Source organism: Microbacterium sp. NPDC087592 (assembly GCF_044743585.1).
In the GTDB taxonomy this organism is placed as follows: Bacteria; Actinomycetota; Actinomycetes; order Actinomycetales; family Microbacteriaceae; genus Microbacterium.
Window position 1 is genome coordinate 2191439 of the sequence record NZ_JBIUWT010000001.1, and the last position, 21269, is coordinate 2212707.

Annotated in this window: 23 protein-coding genes; 15 read left to right on the top strand and 8 right to left on the bottom strand. The window is 69.5% G+C overall.

The window, feature by feature from the left end; all coding sequences use genetic code 11:
* Nucleotides 1-16 precede the first annotated feature (16 nt).
* The 12 genes from ACIOTO_RS10465 to ACIOTO_RS10520 are packed head-to-tail and all read left to right on the top strand — an operon-like array spanning nt 17 to nt 13201.
* Entirely contained in the window at nt 17-1027 is a 1011-nt protein-coding gene (locus tag ACIOTO_RS10465; protein WP_105712310.1) for an ABC transporter permease, read from the top strand.
* Nucleotides 1027-2919 (top strand): dipeptide/oligopeptide/nickel ABC transporter permease/ATP-binding protein, encoded by a 1893-nt coding sequence (locus ACIOTO_RS10470; RefSeq protein WP_105712309.1) that lies wholly within the window; start codon nt 1027-1029, stop codon nt 2917-2919. The genes ACIOTO_RS10465 and ACIOTO_RS10470 overlap by 1 nt, the downstream gene beginning before the upstream one ends.
* The gene (locus ACIOTO_RS10475; RefSeq protein WP_400857739.1) at nt 2916-3710 is read left to right on the top strand and encodes an ABC transporter ATP-binding protein; all 795 of its coding nucleotides are present in this window, start codon (nt 2916-2918) and stop codon (nt 3708-3710) included. The genes ACIOTO_RS10470 and ACIOTO_RS10475 overlap by 4 nt, the downstream gene beginning before the upstream one ends.
* Nucleotides 3707-4795, top strand: a complete 1089-nt coding sequence (locus tag ACIOTO_RS10480; protein ID WP_400857740.1) for an aminotransferase class V-fold PLP-dependent enzyme — start codon at nt 3707-3709, stop codon at nt 4793-4795. Before ACIOTO_RS10475 ends, ACIOTO_RS10480 begins: the two co-directional genes overlap by 4 nt.
* Nucleotides 4792-5181, top strand: coding sequence for a RidA family protein (locus tag ACIOTO_RS10485; protein ID WP_105712306.1), 390 nt, complete (start codon nt 4792-4794; stop codon nt 5179-5181). The genes ACIOTO_RS10480 and ACIOTO_RS10485 overlap by 4 nt, the downstream gene beginning before the upstream one ends.
* Nucleotides 5178-6788, top strand: coding sequence for a hypothetical protein (locus ACIOTO_RS10490; RefSeq protein ID WP_400857741.1), 1611 nt, complete (start codon nt 5178-5180; stop codon nt 6786-6788). The genes ACIOTO_RS10485 and ACIOTO_RS10490 overlap by 4 nt, the downstream gene beginning before the upstream one ends.
* Nucleotides 6785-8389 carry a hypothetical protein gene (locus ACIOTO_RS10495; RefSeq protein WP_400857742.1) on the top strand — a complete coding sequence of 535 codons (1605 nt, stop codon included), beginning with the start codon at nt 6785-6787 and terminating at the stop codon, nt 8387-8389. The genes ACIOTO_RS10490 and ACIOTO_RS10495 overlap by 4 nt, the downstream gene beginning before the upstream one ends.
* Nucleotides 8386-9765 (top strand): hypothetical protein, encoded by a 1380-nt coding sequence (locus ACIOTO_RS10500; RefSeq protein ID WP_400857743.1) that lies wholly within the window; start codon nt 8386-8388, stop codon nt 9763-9765. The genes ACIOTO_RS10495 and ACIOTO_RS10500 overlap by 4 nt, the downstream gene beginning before the upstream one ends.
* Nucleotides 9762-11696 carry an amidohydrolase family protein gene (locus ACIOTO_RS10505; protein ID WP_400857744.1) on the top strand — a complete coding sequence of 645 codons (1935 nt, stop codon included), beginning with the start codon at nt 9762-9764 and terminating at the stop codon, nt 11694-11696. The genes ACIOTO_RS10500 and ACIOTO_RS10505 overlap by 4 nt, the downstream gene beginning before the upstream one ends.
* A 49-nt stretch (nt 11697-11745) precedes the next feature.
* Complete coding sequence (locus ACIOTO_RS10510; protein ID WP_400857745.1) at nt 11746-12084, top strand: ArsR/SmtB family transcription factor; 339 nt, start codon at nt 11746-11748, stop codon at nt 12082-12084.
* Between the two features lies 1 nt (nt 12085).
* Nucleotides 12086-12730 carry a dihydrofolate reductase family protein gene (locus ACIOTO_RS10515; RefSeq protein WP_400857746.1) on the top strand — a complete coding sequence of 215 codons (645 nt, stop codon included), beginning with the start codon at nt 12086-12088 and terminating at the stop codon, nt 12728-12730.
* 9 nt (nt 12731-12739) lie between these two features.
* Nucleotides 12740-13201, top strand: coding sequence for an SRPBCC domain-containing protein (locus tag ACIOTO_RS10520; protein WP_400857747.1), 462 nt, complete (start codon nt 12740-12742; stop codon nt 13199-13201).
* A 12-nt stretch (nt 13202-13213) separates the two neighbouring features.
* Here the strand turns inward: ACIOTO_RS10520 and ACIOTO_RS10525 are convergent, their stop codons facing one another.
* The 4 genes from ACIOTO_RS10525 to ACIOTO_RS10540 are packed head-to-tail and all read right to left on the bottom strand — an operon-like array spanning nt 13214 to nt 16079.
* The gene (locus ACIOTO_RS10525) at nt 13214-13516 is read right to left on the bottom strand and encodes a hypothetical protein (protein WP_372468956.1); all 303 of its coding nucleotides are present in this window, start codon (nt 13514-13516) and stop codon (nt 13214-13216) included.
* A gap of 4 nt (nt 13517-13520) precedes the next feature.
* Entirely contained in the window at nt 13521-13919 is a 399-nt protein-coding gene (locus tag ACIOTO_RS10530) for a VOC family protein (RefSeq protein WP_400857748.1), read from the bottom strand.
* An 11-nt stretch (nt 13920-13930) separates the two neighbouring features.
* Nucleotides 13931-15631, bottom strand: a complete 1701-nt coding sequence (locus tag ACIOTO_RS10535; RefSeq protein ID WP_400857749.1) for a long-chain-fatty-acid--CoA ligase — start codon at nt 15629-15631, stop codon at nt 13931-13933.
* Between the two features lie 52 nt (nt 15632-15683).
* On the bottom strand, nt 15684-16079 hold the full coding sequence (locus tag ACIOTO_RS10540) for a hypothetical protein (protein WP_091029736.1): 396 nt from the start codon (nt 16077-16079) through the stop codon (nt 15684-15686).
* Nucleotides 16080-16216: 137 nt separating this feature from the next.
* On the opposite strand from ACIOTO_RS10540, the gene ACIOTO_RS10545 reads away from it, so the two are divergent.
* The gene (locus tag ACIOTO_RS10545) at nt 16217-17596 is read left to right on the top strand and encodes a serine/threonine-protein kinase (protein WP_400857750.1); all 1380 of its coding nucleotides are present in this window, start codon (nt 16217-16219) and stop codon (nt 17594-17596) included.
* A 199-nt stretch (nt 17597-17795) separates the two neighbouring features.
* Here the strand turns inward: ACIOTO_RS10545 and ACIOTO_RS10550 are convergent, their stop codons facing one another.
* The 4 genes from ACIOTO_RS10550 to ACIOTO_RS10565 form a co-directional block, all read right to left on the bottom strand.
* Entirely contained in the window at nt 17796-17999 is a 204-nt protein-coding gene (locus ACIOTO_RS10550; RefSeq protein WP_029262377.1) for a hypothetical protein, read from the bottom strand.
* Nucleotides 18000-18059: 60 nt separating this feature from the next.
* On the bottom strand, nt 18060-18191 hold the full coding sequence (locus tag ACIOTO_RS10555) for a hypothetical protein (protein WP_400857751.1): 132 nt from the start codon (nt 18189-18191) through the stop codon (nt 18060-18062).
* A 139-nt stretch (nt 18192-18330) separates the two neighbouring features.
* A complete protein-coding gene (locus ACIOTO_RS10560; protein WP_258134277.1) occupies nt 18331-18606 on the bottom strand; it encodes a hypothetical protein in 276 nt (91 codons plus the stop codon).
* Between the two features lie 313 nt (nt 18607-18919).
* A complete protein-coding gene (locus ACIOTO_RS10565; RefSeq protein ID WP_400857752.1) occupies nt 18920-20320 on the bottom strand; it encodes a threonine/serine exporter ThrE family protein in 1401 nt (466 codons plus the stop codon).
* A gap of 181 nt (nt 20321-20501) precedes the next feature.
* Here ACIOTO_RS10565 and ACIOTO_RS10570 point away from each other — a divergent pair, with 181 nt between their 5' ends.
* Together ACIOTO_RS10570 and ACIOTO_RS10575 are read left to right on the top strand one after the other, a co-directional pair.
* Nucleotides 20502-20756, top strand: a complete 255-nt coding sequence (locus ACIOTO_RS10570) for a hypothetical protein (RefSeq protein WP_105710589.1) — start codon at nt 20502-20504, stop codon at nt 20754-20756.
* Nucleotides 20753-21253, top strand: a complete 501-nt coding sequence (locus ACIOTO_RS10575; protein WP_400857753.1) for a BLUF domain-containing protein — start codon at nt 20753-20755, stop codon at nt 21251-21253. The genes ACIOTO_RS10570 and ACIOTO_RS10575 overlap by 4 nt, the downstream gene beginning before the upstream one ends.
* The last annotated feature ends 16 nt before the right edge of the window (nt 21254-21269 follow it).

Sequence of the window (21269 nt, forward strand, 5' to 3'; positions counted from 1 at the left end):
CAGGACAGACCGCGTGATGACCAGCACCGTCACCACCCCCTCCCGGGAGGACTCGTCGGAGTCCTCCCGGAAGGGGGCGCGATCGCCGTGGGTGGGCTTCATCGTCCGACGCACCGGATCGCTGATCCTGAGCCTCTGGCTGATCGCCACCCTCATCTTCTTCCTCTCCCGCGCCATCGGCGGGGATGCCGTCCGCGCCGCCGCGGGCGTCACCGCGACTCCGGAGTACGTCGCCGCCCGTCGTGCGGAGCTCGGCCTGGATGACCCGCTGCTGGAGCAGTACGGCCGGTTCATCGAGCGGATCGTCACCTTCGACTTCGGCGAATCGATCTCGACAGGCAACAGCGTGGCCGTCGAGATCGCCGCGCGACTGCCGTACACGGTGCAGCTCGGCCTCTACGCGTTCCTGCTGGCGATGCTCGTCTCGATCCCGCTCGGGATCTGGATGGCCGTGCGCACCGAGAACGGGCGCGGCGAGCGCACCAACGCCGCCTTCAACGCGATCTCCGGGTTCTTCGCCTCGATCCCCGACTTCCTCATCGCGATCTCCCTGGTGATGATCTTCGCGGTCGGTCTGCGCTGGCTGCCGGCCGCCGGGGGAGAGGGCGTGACCGCGTTCATCCTTCCGGTGCTCACGATGTCGCTCGGTCTCATCGCCGTGCTCAGCCGTCTGATGAAGGCCGAGACGACCCGGGTGCTGCGCGAGGACTACACGCGCACCGCCCGCGCCAACAACCTTCCTCCCCGCGTGGTGCTCTTCCGGCATGTGCTGCCCAACGTGATGACCGCCACGCTCACCTACTCGGGCATGATGCTGGCCTCGCTCATGGGCGGCGCGATCATCACCGAGACCGTATTCGGATGGCCGGGCATCGGCAACCTCTTCGTCAAGTCCATCGCCGTGTACGACTATCCGCTTCTGGAAGGTCTGGTGATCATCATCGCGACGTTCTCGCTCGTTGCCACCTTCATCGTCGATCTGATCCTCGCGAAGGTCGATCCCAAGTCTCTGATCCGGAGCAGCTGATGACCGAGTCCCTCACCACCACGCTCGGCACCAAGACGCCCCGACGACTGCTGCGGCGGGTGTTCCAGACGCCGGCGGGCCTGGTCGGGTTCGTCCTCGTCCTGTTCTGGGTGCTCGCCGCCCTCTTCGCTCCGTTCTTCCTCGAACCGCAGGCGAACGACTTCGACACCGCCAATCCGCTCGCCGGGCCCTCTCTCGAGCACTGGTTCGGCACCGACGCCCTGGGGCGCGACGTCCTGAGCCGTGTGCTCGTGGCGGCACGACTGACCTTCGCGCTCACCTTCGGTGCCGTCATCATCTCTCTCGTTCTGGGTGTGTTCATCGGGGTGCTCGCGGCCGTGCTCGGCAACGGTGCCCGCCAGGTGCTGTTCCAGCTGATCGCCGCGGCGACCGCGTTCCCCTCGATCATCCTCGCCCTGCTGCTGGCGACGATGCTCGGCCGCTCGGGAACCGCCGCGATGCTCGGTCTCGCGCTCGCCGGTGTGCCGTCGACCGCGCGACTGGTGGTCAACCTCACCGCCACCGTCGCGGGCGCCGACTTCGTCGGAAGTGCGCGCCTTCTCGGCGTGCCCAAGGGGCGACTGATGTGGCGCTACATCGTCCCCAACGTGGCCGAGCCGATCGTCACGCTCACCGTCGTGACCATGGGCGCGAGCCTGATGATGATGGCCGCCCTCTCGTTCCTCGGCATCGGAGTGCAGCCGCCCGAGTACGACTGGGGCGGGATGATCGCCGAGGCGATGAAGGACATCTACTCCACGCCCTGGACCACGATCGGACCTGCCGTGGCGATCGTCTCCGCCGGGATCGGCTTCAGCCTGCTCGGCGAGAAGCTCGCGGAGCTTCTCGACCCGCGGGGCGCGGTGATGACCCCGGGCCGGATGCTGCGCCGTCTCGCCCGCGACCGCGGCCGTGGTGGAGCACCCGCCGCCGAGATCGACGACGCACCGTCGTCGCAGGCCCCGAAGGGCGAGCTGCCGCAAGACGTGGTGCTCGGTGTGCAGAACCTGCGCGTCTTCACCGGCCACGGCGACGATCGGCGCGAGCTCGTGCGCGGGATCGACCTGGTCGTCCGCCGCGGTGAGCGCGTCGGCATCGTCGGAGAGTCCGGCTCCGGGAAGAGCCTCACCATCTCGGCGCTCGCCCACATGCTCCCCGGCCTGCTCGAAGCCGAGGTAGACGCGCACACCTTCCTCGGCACGGATCTGCGCGGGCTCAGCCGTTCACGCCTCCGCCGCATCATCGGCGCGAAGATGCCGATGATCTTCCAGGACCCGATGTCGTCGCTCAACCCGTCGCTCACGGTGGGTCGGCAGATGCGCGACAAGCTCGACGCTCACACCTCGTTGCGCGGTGCTGCGGCGAAGGCGCGCATGATCGAAGCGCTCGAGAACGTCGGCATCCCCGAGCCCGCGCGGCGCCTTCGGCAGCATCCGCACGAGCTGTCGGGCGGCCAGCGTCAGCGCGTCATGATCGCGATGGCCACGCTCGGCGATCCGCAGGTGATCCTCGCCGACGAGCCGACGACCGCGCTCGACGTGTCTGTGCAGGCGCAGGTCATCGACCTGCTGAAGAAGCTCAACGAAGAAGACGGGACGGCGCTGGTGATGGTCTCGCACGACCTGGCGCTGATCAGCCAGGTCTGCGAACGCGTGATCGTCATGTACGACGGTCGGATCGTCGAGGAGGGGCCCATGGCCGAGGTGATCGGTGACCCGCAGCATCCTTACACGAGGGCGCTGCTCGGCGCGGTACCCGATCTGTCGGGCGGCACCGCGCACGAGCTGACCACGATCGACGACTACTCGTGGAACACGGATGCCTACCGCGCCGCGCATCCGGTGCCGAGGCACACGGACTCCGCAGCGAGCGTCGCAGGAGGTGCACGATGAGCGGTCAGCTGATCGGCTCGGACATCCATGTCGTCTACGGGCGCGGGTCTACTCGGGTGCACGCCGTGCGCGGGGTGAGCGTCGCGGTCTCGACCGAGCGCTCGCTGGGCCTGGCCGGAGAATCCGGATCGGGCAAGTCGACGCTCGCCCGCGCCCTCGTGGGCATGAGCCGGCCCACCGACGGGCGCGTGGAATGGAACGGCGCCCGATTGGAGACGCTGCCCGCGCGCGGCGTGGGGTCTCGTCCCCGCATCGTGCAGATGGTGTTCCAGGACCCGATGTCGTCGCTGAACCCGCGCATGACCGTGGGCGATGCGATCCGCGAGGCGCTGCAGGTCAACGACATCCCGGGAGACCACCGCACGGAGACGGTCCGGCTGCTGAACATCGTCGGTCTGAGTGCGACGGACGTCGAGAAGTATCCGTTCCAGTTCTCCGGCGGGCAGCGTCAGCGCGTGGCGATCGCCCGTGCGCTGGCCGTGCGACCCGAGGTGCTCGTCTGCGACGAGGCCACGAGCGCGCTCGACGTGAGCGTGCAGGCGTCGGTGCTGAACCTCCTTCGCGACATCCGCCGCGAGTCGGGTCTCGCGCTCGCCGTGGTGTCGCACAACCTCGATGTGCTGCGCTACCTCTGCGACGACATCGCCGTCATGCGGCAGGGCGTCGTCGTGGAGAACCGGCCGGCGGAAGACCTGTTCCGCGACCCGCACGATCCCTACACGCGGATGCTGCTCGACGCCGTGCCCCGGTTCTCGGTGACGCCGGGAATCGACCGGGGGACGGCCGCATGATCGACGAACGCGCCATCGCCGAGCACTTCCCTGATCGTCCGCGCGGGTACTTCGATCACGCGGCGGTGAGCACGGTCCCGGTCGAGGTGGAGTCGGCCGTCGCCGGGGTCGCGCGCGCTCTCGGTCGCGGGACGCGCGGTTCGTCGGACTGGCATGAGCTCACGGATGACGTGTCGGTGCTGCTGGCGGACGAGCTCGGGGTCGTGGCGACCGCGGTCTCGGTGCTGGCGAACACCGGCACGGCGATCAACTCCGTGGCCCGTGCGATCCCCTTCGTCGACGGCGACGAGGTCATCGTGCTCGCCGATGACTTCCCGAGCCCGCGGATGCCGTGGCGCACGATCCCCGGGCTCTCCGTCCAGGAGGTCGCCACCACCACGCACGCCGACCGCACGACGGCGCTCATCGCGGCGATCAGCCCGGCCACGCGGGCGGTCTCGGTGACGCACGTGCACGCGACGACGGGTGATGCGCTCGACCTTGCTCGGCTGCACGACGCGTGCGTGTCTGCGGACGCGCTCCTGATCGTGGACGGGGCGCAGGCGGCCGGGCTGTTCCCCGGTGCCGCTCGCCACGCCGACGTCTACGTCGCCGCGTCGTACAAGTGGCTGCTGGCGGGATTCGGCGCCGCCGTGGTCGCGACCGGCGAGCGCTTCGACGACCGCGCGGTCCCGGGGCTCATCGGCTACATGAACGAGCCGTCCTCGCCGCGACTGGCCGTCGGCCACAGCAACCTGTTCGGCATGGCCGCGCTGCAGGCCGCGGCCCGCGTGCGGCAGGGGATCGGGCTCGAGGCCATCCGCGCGCACACCCTCTCGCTCACCCGGCGCATCGCCGACGGAGCAGCCGAACTCGGCCTGCCACCCGCCGCGGCCGAGCCCGCATCGGGCATCGTCAGCCTCACGGTGGCGGATGCCCCGACACTGACCGACCGGCTGAAAGACCGCGGAATCACCACGACCGTCCGGGACGGCGCCCTGCGCGTCTCGCCGTACCTGACGACGACCCACGACGACGTCGACCTGCTGCTGTCTGCGCTGACAGAGCTCGCGCCGGCACACCATCCCCATGGAGGACACTCATGACCACGCGCGCCACCCTCGTGCCGCAGCCCAAAGGCCCCTACGCCACGACCAGGCGGGTCGGCGACGTGCTCTACCTGTCGGGCCAGGGATCGATCGACGTGGCAACGGGCGATGCCGTGCTCGACGACATCGGCGCGCAGACCCGCCGCACGCTCGAGAACGTCGAGGCGCTGCTGGCCTCGGAGGGATTCGCCCTCGAAGACCTGGCGCAGATCGTGTGCTTCCTCACCGACATGGACGAGTGGCCGGCCATGAACGAGGCGTATGCGGCGTACCTGAGCGATCGCGCCCACCCGGTGCGGACGGCAGTGGAGGTCTCCCGCCTGCCGTTCGGGATCAGCGTCGAGATGTCGTGCATCGCGCATCGACCGGCGGCTCGGGGATGAGCATGCCGCGGTTCGAGCTCGACCTCCGGCCCGTCGCGGACGGCGATGTGTGGACGGCGTTCGACGTGCACTACCTCGTCGACCTGCCCGCGGTGGCGGCGGGCGAGACGCTGCTCAGCATCCCGGAGGTCGTCGTCTCGATTCCGGCGACGCCCTACCGCACGGAGGATCTCGCCGTCTCCGACGACGCGGGGCCGCTGGTGCTCACGGAAGCCGAGCCCACGTCGGATTCCTCCGGTGTCTACCGTCACTGGGTCGCGGATCGCACGACGGAAGGCCGTGTCGAGGTCGCCTTCCGGGCGCCCGTGCGACCCCACGACGAACTCACTCCGGTGGGGCCGCTGTTCGACCTCCGGGCCGAAGAGCTCGGACTGTTCGGCGCCGGCCTGAACTTCCTGGTGCTTCCCGGCGACGTCTCGACCCCCGACGGTCCCGTCTTCGACTTCTCGCTCCGTTGGCTCCTGGACGAGGGCGTCCAGGCGGTGTCGAGCTACGGCACCGGCGATCGCTCGTGGAGCGGGCCGCTGCAGTCGGTCGCGTTCTGCTACTACGCCGCCGGCACCCCGCACCGCACTCCGGAGGGGTCAGGGGACTTCGGCATCCACTCCTACAACGACACCCCGTTCGATCTGGACGAGATCGGCGAGTACGTCGCGAGGCTGCACACCGAGTTCACCCGGTTCTTCGAGGACGAGGGGTCGAGCTACCACGTGCTCATCCGCAAGAACCTCGGGCAGGGGACGGGCGGTTCGGCGTTCCCCGGCTCCTTCGCGTTCGCGTTCTCAGCGGTCGGCGAGACCGAGACGGACCAGCTGCGGAGTCTCCTCGCGCACGAGATGGCGCACAACTGGCCGACCCTGAACGACCACCGCTCGGCGATCTCCTGGTACACCGAGGGCACCGCCGAGTACTACTCGCACGTGCTTCCGCACCGCACAGGCATCCTTTCGACCCCGGCGCTCGCCGCGCAGCTCACCGACAGGTTCCAGCAGTACGACACCAACGCCATGCGAGGGCTCGACAACGACGCGGCCTCCGCCGCGTACTGGGCCGATCCCCGCGCGCAGCGCATCCCCTATGGGCGCGGTCTCCGCTACCTGATCGCGACCGACGGCCGGATCCGGCAGGCCACGGACGGCGAGAAGACGCTCGACGACGTCGTGCTCGACATCCTGCGCGCGCAGCGTGCCGGCGAGCAGGTCGGAGCTGCGGGATGGGTCGAGCGGGTGGCGGCGTTCACGGGGGTTGACGCGCAGCGCGACTTCGACGCCATGGCCGCAGGGACCCCCATCCCGCTTCCGGATGTTCCATTCGAGGGGATGCGAGCGGTCCCGGCGACGGCTGCCGAGTACGACCTCGGCTTCGACGTCGCCTCTTTCCGCAGCGACGGGCGGCGCGTGCAGGGTCTGCGTCCCGATTCCGCGGCCGCCCGTGCCGGGGTGCGCGACGGGGATGCACTGGTCGATCTCGCGCTGCCGTACCACGCATCCCGCTACAGCGACCGACCGCTGTCGCTGAACGTCGTGCGCGCCGGCGAGCCGCTCGTCTTCGACTATCTGCCGGCCGGCGACCAGGTCGCCACGGTGCGCTGGGAGGCGCTCTCATGACTCTGCCCGTGTTCGATCTCGAGCTCACCCCGTTCCGCAGCGCCGAGGGATGGGCGGGCATCGACGCCCGCTATCGCGCCGAGTTCGGCCCCGTCGCCGCGGGGGAGGTGCTGCTTCGGCTTCCGGCGGTGATCGCCTCCGTTCCCGGCGCGGTCTACGGGCTGGAAGACATCCGGGTGAGCGATTCCGCCGGCGCCGTCCCGTTGACGGAGGTCGAGGGCACGTCGGATCCCATGAGCACCTATCGGCACTTCCTCGCCGACCGCGACGTCGACGGCGTCGTGGAGGTCGCGGTGCAGGCCCCCGTGCGCGATGTGGATCTGCGCACACCGGTCGGGCCGCTGTTCGACCTGCGCCGCGAGCAGCTCGGACTGTTCGGCGCCGGCTGCACCTTCCTTCCCGTGCCGCTCAGTGCGGAGAGCGAGTTCGACTTCTCGCTGACCTGGCACCTCGACGACGGCGTGACGGCGGTCTCGAGCCACGGGGCCGGCGATGAGGTGCGGCGCTGGTCGGGCGACATCGCATCGATCGAGCACTGCCTGTTCGGCGCCGGGACCCCGATCATCGCCCCTGAGGGGGCGACGAACTTCGGCATCCACGCCTACAGCGACGTGCCCTTCGACCTCGACGGCCTCAGCAGCTACCTGCGAGACATCCACACCGCGATGAGCGCGTTCTTCGAAGAGGAGAATCCGCAGTATCACGTGCTCGTGCGTCGCAACCCCGACAAGGGCTCCGGCGGCACGTCCTTCCCGTCGTCGTTCGCGTTCGGCTATTCGCCGACGACCGAGGTCGACGAGGCGGATCTGCGCACTCTGCTCGCGCACGAGATGGTGCACAACTGGCCGCACCTCGACGAGGACTGGACCGTCGGATCCTGGTACAGCGAGGGGACGGCCGAGTTCTATTCGCTGGTGCTGCCCTGGCGAGCAGGGATACTCGACTCCGCGACCTTCGGCGAACAGCTCACCGACATGTACCGCCGGTACGACGCGAACCCGCGACGGCACCTGAGCTATGCGGCCGCGGCCGATCTGTTCTGGGCGGATCTGCGGGCGCAGACCATCCCCTATGGGCGGGGCATCCAGTACCTCGTGGCCGTCGATGCCCGTCTGCGGGCGGAGTCGGCCGGAGAGGTCTCGCTCGACGACATCGTCATCGACATCCAGCGGGCGCAGCGTCGCGGCGAGAAGGTGCTCGTGGAGGGCTGGCTGCAGCGGATCGAGAAGGTCATCGGCGAGCGGGCGCGAACCGACTACGACGCGATGGTGGCCGGCGAACCGATCGAACGACCGACGGAGCTCTTCCAGGGAGTGCTTCGCCCGGTGGCCGCTATGGCCCCCGAGCATGACCTCGGTTTCGACATCGTGTCGTTCCAGGAGCCGCGGCGCATCACCGGTCTGGTCGCGGGGTCTGCGGCCGAACGCGCGGGACTCCGCGACGGCGACGAACTCGTCACGCGTCGCTTCTCGTACAGTGCGGCACGGGACGGATCCACGCCGCTCGATATCGTCATCGCGCGCGACGGCGAGGAGGTGACCGTGCGCTACGAGCCCCGAGGTGGCGACATCCGCACCACCGACTGGGTGGTGGACGGGTGAGGTCGATCGACGGACGCGTATCGCTCGGCGCAGATCTGGGCGGCGGCGTCGCGCGATGGAGCGAGCTGGTCCTCCTCGGACCCGACGGGCAACCGGATGCCACCATCAGTGCGACGAGCTACGTCCGGCACTCGGACACGGAGCGCCCTGTCGCCTTCCTGTGGAACGGCGGCCCCGGCGCCTCGTCGTCTCCGCTGCACATGAACGCCCTGGGCCCGCGCATCCTCCGCTCCGGTGAGGTCGTCGAGAACGCCGTCTCGCTGCTCCACGTGGCCGACCTCGTCTTCGTCGATCCGGTCGGCACCGGGTTCAGCCGGGTGCTCCGGGATGAGGCTGCTGTGCGGATGCTCACGGTGCCCGGCGATGCGGATGCCGTGGAGACCTTCATCCGCGCGTGGCTCCGCGCGAACGACCGCGAGCACGCCTCGATCCATCTGATCGGGGAGAGCTTCGGCGGCTACCGGCTCGCCGCCGTCGCCCCGCAGCTGACGGATCTGCGGTTGGACAGCATCACCCTCATCTCGCCGATGCTCGACGCCACGACGGCCGCCGAGGCACCCGAGAACGACCTCGCCGCGGTGTTCGCGCTGCCGACGATGGCGGTGGCGGCCTGGTTCCACGGTGCCGCCCGTGCGGGCGTCGATCACGTCGCGGAGGTCTGGGCCGAGGCGGAGCGCTTCGCCGTCGACGAGGTGCTTCCGGCGCTGCACCGGGGAGCCGCCCTCGAGCTCGAAACCCGCATCCGCATCGCCGCACGGATCGCCGAGCTCGTCGGCCTCTCACCGGATGACGTGCTCGCCGCCGACCTGCGAGTGGGCAGCGAGGACTTCCTCCGCCGCCTGCGGGCCGACGAGGGACTCGTCGTCGGACGGCTGGACGTGCGCGTGACCGGTCCCCTGCCCGAGCCCCATCCCGACGGTCGTCCGCCGGCAGCCGATGACCCGGCTCTCGGTCTCGGCCGCGGCAACGTCATCCACTCCGCGCCCATCGCCCGGTACCTCCGCGACGAGCTGCGCGCACCCGTCGATGCGGACGAGCCCTACGTGTCGCTCTCCCTCGACCTGAACTTCGCCTGGGACTGGCGTCCGGCAGAGGCCATGCCGCCGATCTTCCGCACTTCGGTGGCGAGCAACCTCGGCGAGGTCGCGAAGGAGCGGCCGGACCTGCGCATCCTCCTGCTCGGGGGCTACTTCGACCTCGCCACCACGCTGTCCAGCACGATCCACGCGGTGCGGCACTCCGGGGCTCCGGCATCCGTGGTCGAGATCCATCCGCTGATCGCCGGGCACTCCCTCGAGGAGACGGTTCTCGTCGAGGCCCGCGACGCGATCGGCCGAACCATCACCCACACCTCGAAAGCAGGGACCCGCCGATGACGGTGCAACTGATCCTCGTGTCCAACGGCGAGCCTGTCGGATCACTCTCGGCCGACACCGATCCGGACGGCCGCACCCGCATCGTCTACGAGGTCGACAACAACGGCCGCGGTGCGAGACTCGCCGAGACACTCCGGCTCGATGCCGGTCTGCCGGTGCGGTGGGAGATCGACGGCACGTCGCTCATGGGCGGCACGGTGCACGAGAGGTTCGCGATCGACCCCGACGGGGCGGCGCGCTGGAGCAGCCAGGCCGACGAGGGCACCACCACGGCGGAGGGCTTCTACCTTCCCGCCGACGCCAGCCCGTACGGCCTGGTGCTGCTGGTCGAGCGCGCCCTCGCCACCGGAAGGCCTGTTCCACTGCTGCCGGCCGGGGAGGTCGCGGTCGTCTCGGTGCCGCTCGGTGAAGTCGGCGGCCGTGATGTCGAGGCCTTCGCGCTCACGGGTGTGCAGCTGCGGCCGCAGTACGTGCTGCGAGACCGCGTCACCGGGGAGCTGCTCGGCATCGCCGACGGCGAGCTGCTGCTCCACCCGGATCTCGTCGGCGCGGCAGCCGAGATCGATGCGGCGCTGCAGCGAGCGACCAGACGCCGCTTCGCCGCGATCTCCCGCGAGGCCACGCTGCACCAGGGCGGGACGCTCGTCGTGCGCGACGTGCGCATCTTCGACCCGGTGAGCGGGCAGGTCGGCGATCCGCAGACCATCGTGGTCGACGGGCGACGCATCACCGGGATCGGCCCCGACATCGCGGTTCCCGACGGCGCCACGATCATCGACGGGGCCGGTCGCACCGCCATCCCCGGCCTGCACGACATGCATGCTCATCTCGACACGTCATCCGCTCTGCTGTACATCGCCGCCGGAGTCACGAACATCCGCGACATGGGCAACGACAACGATGCGCTCGCCGCTCTGATGGGCGCCATCGAGGCGGGGGATGTGACGGGGCCTTCCACTGTGCCCGCCGGATTCATCGAGGGCCGGAGCGCGCACGCGATGCGGATGGGCCACGTCGTGGAGAGTCTGGACGAGGCGCTCGCAGCCGTCGACTGGTATGCCGACCGCGGGTTCCACGCGATCAAGATCTACAACTCCTTCACGCCCGATTGGGTCGCCGAGACCGCCGCGCGCGCCCACGACCGGGGGATGCGGGTGCAGGGCCACGTGCCGGCGTTCATGGATGCCGATCGGGCCATCGCCGACGGGTACGACGAGATCACGCACCTCAACCAGCTCGCACTCGGCTGGGTGCTGGAGCCGGAGGAGGACACCCGCACCCCGCTGCGGCTCACGGCGCTCACCCGGGTCGCCGACCTCGACCTCGACTCCGAGCGAGTGCAGCGCACCATGATCTCGATGGTCGACGGGGGCGTCAGCCTCGACGTGACCCTGGTCATCCTCGAGCAGCTGATGCTGAGCAGGGCGCGCACCGTGATCGCCGCGCACGAGCCGGTCATCGAGCACTTCCCGGCCGGCGTCCGCCGCTATCGCCGACGTACCTACGTGCCCTACCGGGACCAGGCCGAACTCGACAGCTACGAGACGGCGTTCCGGCGCCTTCAGGAGATCGTGGTCCGGCTGCACCAGAAGGGCGTAAAGCTGTGGCCGGGAACGGATGACGGCACCGGCGTCACCGTGCACCGCGAACTGGAGCTCTTCGTCGATGCCGGCATCAGTCCGGTCGACACGCTCCGCATCGCCACGATCGAATGCGCGGAGCACCTGCATCGCGCCGAAGACCGGGGCACGATCGAGGTGGGCAAGGCCGCCGACTTCATCCTCGTCGACGGTGATCCGACGCGGTCGATCAGGGACATCCGCAACGTGGCCCTCACCGTGGCCGAGGGGCGGGCCGTGAGTCCGGAGCGGATCTACCGCGGCTTCGGGATGGTGCCGTTCGCCGCGGAGCCGGGCGTGACGACCGGATAGTCTCCCGCCCCGGTTGACGCGATGTCGATCCTTCGTGATACTTAGGTGCATGCCTAAGTATCACGACGAGATCGACGCCGTGTTCCGCGCTCTCGCGGACCCCACGCGTCGCGCCATCGTGGAACGGCTGGCGCAATCTCCCGCTGTCGTCTCGGATCTCGCGGCACCGTTCACCATGGCGCTGCCGTCATTCCTGCAGCACCTGAGCGTGCTCGAGGGTGCCGGAGTCGTGACGTCGGAGAAGCTCGGGCGGGTGCGCACCGTGAGTCTGCGGCCCGGCGCCCTCGACGTGCTGCACCTGTGGCTCGGCGAGCAGCGCACACCCGCGGAGCACCACGCCGACCGACTCGGCATCCATCTCGCTCTCACGACCCCGAAGGAGAACTGACATGACACGTGTCCGCATGGACCTGTTCGCCTCGCTGGACGGCTACACGCCGTCGGATGCGACCCCCGAGAATCCGATGGGCGAAGACTGGGCGCGACTTACCGCTGCGTATGCCGCCACCCGAACTTTTCGCGAGAACGTCTTCGGGGACACGAGCGGCGCGGGAACGACCGGCGTCGATGACCGTCATGCGGCCGCGTTCTTCGACGGAGTCGGCTCAGAGATCATGGGTGCCGGCATGTTCGGACTCCACTCCTTCCCCGACGATCCGGACTGGAAGGGCTGGTGGGGTGACACGCCTCCGTTCGGCACCCCGGTCTACGTCCTCACCCACACGGCACCTCGGGCGCCGCTTCCGATGAACGGCGGAACCACCTTCCACTTCCGCGACGCCCCGATCGACGAGGTGCTCGCCGAGGCGAAGGAAGCCGCCGGCGACCTCGACGTGCGCGTCGGCGGAGGGTACCGAACGGCGCGAGACTTCCTGCGCGCAGGGCTGATCGACGACCTGCACCTCATGGTCGCCCCGATCTTCCTCGGTCGAGGGCATCGACTGTGGGACGACCTGGTCGGCTTCGAGGTCACCCACGAGGTGACGACAGAAGTCGCCGAGAGCGGCGCGATCCACGTCACTCTGGCCCGATAGGAGGCGGGGATGACGATCGAACGCCGACTCGCGCGCTCCGGATTCACCCTGACCCGCGACTATGCGGCGCCCATCGAGCGCGTCTGGGCGGCGTTCGCCGACGAGGACAGCAAGCGGAGCTGGTGGGGCGACGCCGACCGCATCAGTACTCGGGAGTGGGTGTTCGACTTCCGCGTCGGCGGCCGCGACATCGACGAGGGCAAGTTCCACGGCGGTCCGGTTTCACGGTACGAGGCGACGTACACCGACATCGTCGAACACGTCCGCATCGTCACGACGTACGACATGTGGCTCGACGGGGCCCACATGTCGACGTCGGTCGCGTCGTTGGAGTTCGAACCGATCGATGCCGGTACCCGCTTCACGCACACGGAGCACGGCGTCTTCTTCGACCAGTTCTGGGCGGACGGGCAGGGGCGTGAGGACGGCACGCGCGGTCTCCTCGACGCCCTGGGTCGCCACCTCGCCTGACCTCCGCAAGTCTCAGCGGGTGAGCAGCGCGACCACGACGATGATGGCGGCGATCGCCACGACCAGCGCGGCCCAGCCCAGCCAGCTCTCCCGCGGCGGGCGTCCCATCGCGGGAGGAGACCCCAGTCGGAGGCGGATGGCGTCGGCTTCGGCCTCGAGTTCTTCCTCGCCATCGTCCGGGGGGAACGTGGCGAGCGTCCCGCGCAGTCGCTCGCGCGCGATCACCTCGAGTTCGACCTGGATGTCGGCCAGACGGCGCTCCAGCTCCGCCCGCTCCTGAGCGGGGAGTGCCTCGCGGTGCCCGTGGTCGCTCACGGGGTCAATCGTCGGTCTCGATGGCGAGGGTGTTTCCGTCGGGGTCTTCCACCCAGGCGATGCGGCCACCGCCCGCACGCGGTCCGATCCCATGATCGTCTTGCCCGAATCCCTCGTAGCGGACGGGTTGCGCCCCCGCGGCCTTCAAGCCGGCGACGACCGCATCGATGTCGTCGACGTACCAGGTGGCCACTGTCGAGCGCGTCGAACCCGCAGTGGGCGTCTCGAAAACGTTGAGCACGGTCCCCTGCCCGCAGGCGTAGAACCGAGCGCCTCCTTGGATTCCGGCACTCGGGCCGATGCTCGCGGGGACGAGGCCCAGCACTTGCTCGTAGAACGCCGCTGACCGTTCGATGTCGGTCACCCCGATCGAGGCCCTGACCGGGTAGTTGCTTAGCGTCATGAAGTCACCCCTCAGCGCCCTTCGAGCAGCTGATCCCGCACCTGGCGGCGCAGCACCTTGCCGATGAGCGACCGCGGCAGCTCATCGACGGCGGTGATGCGGCGCGGCACCTTGTAGGGCGTGAGTCGGGTGCGGCAGAAGTCGCGCAGCGCATCCACGTCGAGGGTGGCGCCCTCGCGGAGCACGACCGCGGCGGCGACGTCTTCTCCGCCGTGGGGCCTCGGAAGACCGACGACGGCGGCGGCGGTGACGTCCGGGTGCGCCGCGAGCACGTCCTCCACCTCGCTGGGTGACACGTTGAACCCGCCCGTGATGATGAGTTCCTTGAGGCGATCGACGATGCTCACGAACCCGTCGTCCGAGACCTCGGCGATGTCTCCGGTGCGGAGCCAGCCGTCTGCCAGCAGCGCATCCGCCGTCTCGCCCGGACGCCCCCAGTAGCCCTGGAAGACCTGAGGCCCACGGATGAGGAGCTCTCCGCGCTCGCCGGCGGGCATGTCCACGTCCGTGTCCTCGGGGTCGACGACGCGGATCTCGGTGCTCGGGAAGGGCACGCCGACGGTGCCGGGACGACGGGTCGGCCCCATCGGATTGCCGAGTGCCACCGGCGAGCTCTCGGTCATGCCGTAGCCCTCGACGAGGAGGCCGCCGGTCGCCTCTTCCCAGCGCTTCACCGTCGCGACCGGGAGGCTCATCGCGCCGGAGATGGCGAAGCGGACCGTCGAGAGATCGATGGTCCCGCGGGCTGCTGCGCGAGCCAGAGCGTCATAGATCGGCGGCACGGCAGGAAGGAAGGTGGGCGGAGTCGAGCGCGCCGCCGCCGTGACGAGCCCCAGATCGAACGTGGGGAACAGGACGAGCCGCGCGCCGATGCTCATCGCGAACGTGAGGCACAGCGTCATCCCGTACGCGTGGAACAGCGGCAGCACGCCGTAGAACGTCTCCTCGCCGTCGACGAGTCCTGGCACCCACGCCCGTCCCTGCATCGCGTTGGCGCGGAGGTTCGCGTGCGTGAGGATCGCGCCCTTCGGAACGCCCGTCGTCCCGCTCGTGTACTGCAACAGCGCGGTGTCGCCCAATGCGGGGCCGGGCACGCGTCGCGAGAGCCGTCGGTGGTCGACGAGAGTCTTCCAGGCGACGAGGTGCCGTGCCTTCGGCGTGCCGGTCAGCTTCGCTCGTGCCTCACGAGCCTTGGGTACCGGGAGGCGGAGCGCGACGCGCTTCGAGAGGGGCATCGCCGCGGTGATGTCGACGCTGACGATGTGCTCGACCCGGAGGTCTGCGGGAAAACCGGCGACCATGTCGGCGGCCTTATCCCAGACGATGGCGACGCGGGCGCCGTGATCCTCGAACTGGTGTCGCAGCTCGCGGGGCGTGTAGAGGGGGTTGTGCTCGACCACGATCGCGCCGAGTCGCAGAGTCGCATAGAAGGCCACGACATGCTGCGGGCAGTTGGGAAGCACGAGGGCGACGCGATCGCCCTTGCCGACCCCGAGCCGCCGGAGACCTTCGGCGGCTCGCTCGATCTGCTCCCCGAGCTCCCGGTAGGTGGTGACCGCGCCGAAGAAGTCCAGCGCCGGACGCCGGCCGAACGCCTTCACGCTCGCCGACAGCATCTCCGGGAGCGTCTGCGTCGGCTCGTCGATCTCCGCGGGGACGCCCTCCGCGTACGAGTCGAGCCAGGGGCGTGAAGAGAGGGGAGGAACGGGCATGCCTCCATCCTGCCGGGGAATGCCGGTGCCTGTCAGGCCGGCCGCCGTCGATTCATCCCACGAACAACAGGATGATCGAGAGCACGACCGCCGCAGCACCGACGCTGGCGAGCGTGACCCCGAGTACCTGAACGGCATGGAGGAGAGGGCGGCGGGGTTCGAATCGCATCAGGCTCGGGTGGTGCTCGCTGACGAACGCGTCGACCTCTTCCCGTCCCTGCCAGTGGCCGGATTCGTCGGCGCGGAGCGGGCGCTCCCAGAAGTCGCCGGCGGTGAACCAGCGGGCACGGGCGCGGCCGTCGTCCTCGAGGATGAAGACCTCCTGCGGCACCCAGCGGCCATCGTGCACTTTCACCAGGAAGACGATGAGCAGGAGGGGGAGACCGATCCCGAGGCCGATCCACGACAGGATCTCGGCGATCAGCCCGATCGCATCGGCAGCATCCATGATCGGCTCCGTTCTCCTGAGAAAACAGTACCGGGGGTGTGGGGGCGCTCGTGTCAAGGCCCGAGCCTCGAGCGCGTCGAATCCGTAAGGTGGGCGGTCGCCGCCCGATACCCGACGGGCGTCAGGAGGATTCGACGATGACCGATGACTCGCTTCCTACCGAAGCGCTGCTCGATGGGCGCTATCAGCTGCAGGAATGCGTCGGGCAGGGCGGCATGGCCCGCGTGTATCGCGCCGACGACATCTTCCTCGGCCGCACCGTGGCGATCAAGATGCTGCGCGAGGAGATGGACGACGCCCAGTCATCCGGTCGTGCGCGCAGCGAGATGACGGTTCTCGCCTCGCTCAATCACCCCGGCCTGGTCACGCTCTATGACGCGCAGCTCGTCCCGGGGCGAGCCGAGTACCTGGTGATGGAGTTCATCGATGGGCCGACCTTGTCCGCCCGCATCGCGCAGGGGCCGCTCGCGCCCGCGGAGGTCGCCCGGCTCGCAGCGGACCTCGCCGAGGCGCTGCACGTCGTGCACGGCGCGGGCATCGTGCACCGCGACATCAAGCCGTCGAACGTGTTGATGTCGCGGACGCCGCTCGCCGGCAGCCGGTCGGGGGCGAAGCTCGCGGACTTCGGGATCTCCGTCCTCGTCGACGGCGCGCGGCTCACCACCCCCGGGCTCGTGATCGGAACCGCGGCGTATCTCGCCCCGGAGCAGCTGAGAGGGGAGCCGCCCGCTCCGCCCGCCGACATCTATTCGCTGGGGTTGGTGCTGCTCGAGGCCCTTACCGGCACTCGCGCGTTCCCGGAGGCCGAAGGTATCGGCGCCGCGATGGCCCGGCTCATCGAGACCCCGGAGGTGCCGGCGGCGCTGGGATCCGAGTGGTCCACCCTCCTGACCCGGATGCTGGCAGCGGACCCGGGCGATCGGCCGAGCGCCTCGGAGGTGTTCGCTGCCTCGTCGGCACTCGCGACGGCACCGTCAGCATCGTCGCGTCCGGCACCTCCTGCGCCTCCGCGTCCTGCCGTTCCGGCCACGGTCGCCGCGATGGCCGCAGCGGGCGCCGTGTCATCGCCGGCCACCACCCCGACCCTCCTTCTTCCCGACGGAGCTGTCGGACCGAGCGGTCGGACAGCGCGAAAGGCTCGCAGACGTCGCCGGGGGATCATCGGCGGCGCGGTGGTCGCGGTGGTCGCGGCATCCGTCCTGACCGGGGTGTGGCTGTCGGGCCTCGGCCCCGTGGATCCGGAGGTGACCGACACCGTCGACACCGAGCAGTCTCCCGCGACGACTCCGGAGCCTTCCACGACACCCGCGAACGCTCCCGTGCAGCCTGCTGAGCCGGTCGTGCCCGTCGTGCCCGTCGAGGACGCCGAGCCCGGCGGCGGGAAGCCGACCGACGAGCAGAAAGCCGCCGAGAAAGCGGCCAAGGAAGCGGAGAAGGCGCAGCAGAAGGCCGATGAAGAGGCCAGGAAGCAGGCGGAGAAGGTGCAGAAAGAGGCGGAGAAGCGGGGCGACGGCTAGATCCTCCGGCCCGGACGGCCCGCTACTCGACGATGCAGGCCGAGGTCACGGTGAGGTGGATCAGGCCGTCGATACTCGACGTGTCCTTGATGCTCATCCGCTCCACGGGGCGACTCTCGCTGTAGCGGATGTCCTCCGCGAGGGCGGTGGCGCAGCCGGAGAGGACGATGCCGATGATCTTGACCGCCGGTCCTCAGCGTCAGTTCGTTCCGGGTGGGAGCTTGTCGACGCCGTGCCGGTTCGGCTTGCCGGGTTCGGCCGCTGTTTCGGGCGAGGCGTGGGTCTCACCGACGGGTGCCTCGGAGGTCGGATAGCTCGGCTCTTCGATCTCGATCGCCTTGTCCCGCTCTTCGAGGGGAGGCAGGTGGTCCAGGGGCTGTTTGATGTCGTCTGGGTGTGTCATGCCCCGAGGATGCGACGCTTCGGAAGAGAGCGCCAGGGGGTTGCGCACGCGCGAATCAGGTCACTCGTCCTGGTCGGCGACGTCGATGTCGTCGTCGTCGTCGATGTCGTCATCGGTGGACGGCATGTCCGGGTCGATGCCGACGGCGTCGACGACGGGCTGGTCATCGTGGTTGTTCTGCGGATCTGACATCAGAGACTCCGTTCGGATGAAAAGGGTGGGAGTTCAGTCTCGCCCTGCCGGCCCGGGCACGCGTGCCCATTGACAGACGCGTGCGCCGGGCCGGAGAATCGCGACCCTCGGTGGGTCGGGCGGCGGCGTCTCGTCGACGTCAGGCGGTGGCCAGCGGTGGCAGATGCGGGATCGGGACCGGGCGGCCGGCACGGCTCGGCGAGTGGAACCGCTGCACGTCCTCCAGAACATCCGCCGCAGACATGTAGTAGGTCGCGAGCGGCAGGTCTCGCAGCCAGACGGCCTCGACCTCGACCGTGTCGACCTGATAGATGCAGGCGACCGTGCGGCGCGAGTCATCCGCGGCGTAGCGGTGGTCGAGGATCAACCACTCTGTATCGGTGATCTTCCTGAGCTCGAATCGGGGATCGGGCATCGTGAACATCTCAACACTCCAATCAGTCGGCCGGCATCGGCTGGCGAGGAGCGCACCGCATCCGAGGATGCAGATCCCTGCATCGTGCGGTCGAACGGGCGCCCTTTCAGCCCGCCGGATTTCATCGAAATTCTACGTCCGACCCGATATGTTGCTCAACTTCCGGTGCGCGTCGTTCGCGTGGGGCCGCCGAGTGCACGGCGTGCCCGCGAGTGCACGGATCGTCGACGCGGATAGCCCGTGCACTCGGCGACAAGGCGTGCACTCGGCGGAGAGGCGGGGGGGAGAGGGGAGGCGTGGAGGGGTCCCGGGGTCAGCGGCGGACGCGGGCGCGGGTCTTCGCGACGCTCGTGAGAGTCGCCCGCACCGGGGTCCCGAGGTAGAGGCCGAGCGAGGCGCCGGACGCCAGACCGATGCCGATCACTGCGGCGTCGATGAGCGATCCGCCGGCGACCAGCATCCCCGTGGACGTCCCGGTGGCGTGCACCATCTCGAGCAGGCCCTGGAACACGGCGACACCGGGAACGAGGGGCACGATCGCCGCCGTCGTGACCGCGACCGACGGGACGTGCAGGTTGCGGGCGATGAGCATCCCGAGGAAGCTCGCGAGCAGAGCGCCGACCGCGCTCGCCGCAGCCGGGTGCAGGTTCAGCGCCACCGAACCCGCGTAGCCCGCGAGGGTCACCGCACTGAGCAGCGCGCTCACCAGGATGATGCGGATGCCGGCGCCGTTGAACACCGCGACGGCGATCGCGATGATGATCGCGCCGACGAACTGGTTCAGGATCGGGCCGAACGGTGCCGGGTCGTCGGGAAGGTCCATGGTGAACCCCAGGACGCTCCCGAGTTCCAGGCCGACGAGGATGCCGATCACCACGCCGAGGGTCTGCATCGTGAGGTCGAGGATGCGTCCGCCCGCGGTGAGCGCGAAGCCGTCGATCGCGTCCTGCGCGGCGCCGACCACGGTGAGACCGGCCAGCATCAGCACGATGCCCGAGGCGACGATGATCGACGGGCGGATGCCGACGAACGGCTCGATCCCCGCCGAGCCCAGCGCCGAGACGACGACCGCCACGACGGTGGTCACGAACCCTCCGGCGATCTGGCTGAAGAACAGCGGAACGCGGAGGCGAGCGAGACCGGCCTGGGTCAGAGCCGCGCACAGGGCGGCGACGAACGTGAGTCCGACGATGATCGGGGAGGCGCCGAGCATGATGCTCACGCCGACGGCGAGCAGCGCTCGGGCGACGATCACGACCGGCTGCTGATAGCGGAACGGCACCCGGCGGATCGCTCGGAAGGTCGTGCGGGCGGATTCGAGGTCGAGCCCGCCGTCGATGTCGGCGACCAGAGCCTGCACCCGCTGCAGCTTCGCGTGGTCGGGGGCGGTGACCCGCACGACGCGAACCAGCGTCTCGGGCCAGACCTCGCCGCTCAGGTGGAACGACACCGTGATCGAGTTGTAGGTGACGTCGACCTGCACGCCCTTCATCCCGTACGCGTCGCAGACGCGGGTGATCGCGAGGGTCACCTCGTGGGCCGAGGCGCCGACCGCGAACATCGACTCCCCGATCCTCGTCGCCAGGTCGAGCACCCGGGGCACCGTGCGTTCGTCGATGACGGGCAGGACCTCGGTGTGCGCGACCGTGGAGGGGTCGGTGTGCAGCAGGCGGCGCACAGCGGAGAGCAGCGGCCGGCGGGGTGTCGCGGACATATCGTCCATTCTCCCGGACGGGAGCCGCCGATCGAGGTGATCGAAGGCTCTGCTTTCGAAGCGGATGCCGAATACCGTGCGGATCGTCGCTCCTGCAACCCCTACGGCGCGCGCTTAGCGCACCCTTGCGGCGGCTGTAAAGGGGAGCGCGCTGTGGACGGTGCGCACGTATCGTTCCAGAGTGCCGAACTCCGCCCGACCCGATCACGACGTCCTCTGGGCCTGCGTCGAGGAGGGCTTCCATGTCGGAAGCCGCCGCGGCGACTTCCTCGGATACATCGACAGGCAACCGGACGGAGGGTATCGCGCGTTCGATGCCCGGTCACGGCCCCAGGGTGACTTCCCGACGTTGCCGGCGGCCACGGCCGCGGTGGAGCAGCTGATGGTCGAGTCGTCGCCCGAGTTCCATGACGGCGAGCAGGGGGTGGCGTTGTGAGCACGAAAGCCGACACCGGTCTGGTCTCGCTGGTCTACACCAGCACTGCTTCCCAGCCGTTCCGTGAATCCGCACTCGAGCAGCTCCTCACCGTGTGCCGCCGTCTCAACGATGGGCGTGCCATAACCGGCATGCTCCTTCATCGAGACGGGCGCTTCATCCAGGTGCTGGAGGGGCATCCGGAGACCGTCGCGGACCTCGTCGACGTCATCCGCAACGACTCCCGACACCACGACCTGCGCGTGCTCATGCAGGAGTCGATCGCCGAGCGCCGCTTCTCGGACTGGACCATGGGGTACCAGGTGTTGCATCGCGGCGAGAGGCGCCCCGAGGGGTACCGGGACTCGTTCGCCGACCTGGACGCCGGCTCAGACGTGGACACCCTCGTCCGGGCGCTGACCGAGCTCACCCTCTGGTTCCGGGTGCGCGCGGGGGATCGGTCGGTCACTGCCGAAGCTGTGGCGAGTCCGGGGCGGTTCGGCGAAGCGAGCGCCTGAACGATCACCAGCGGGC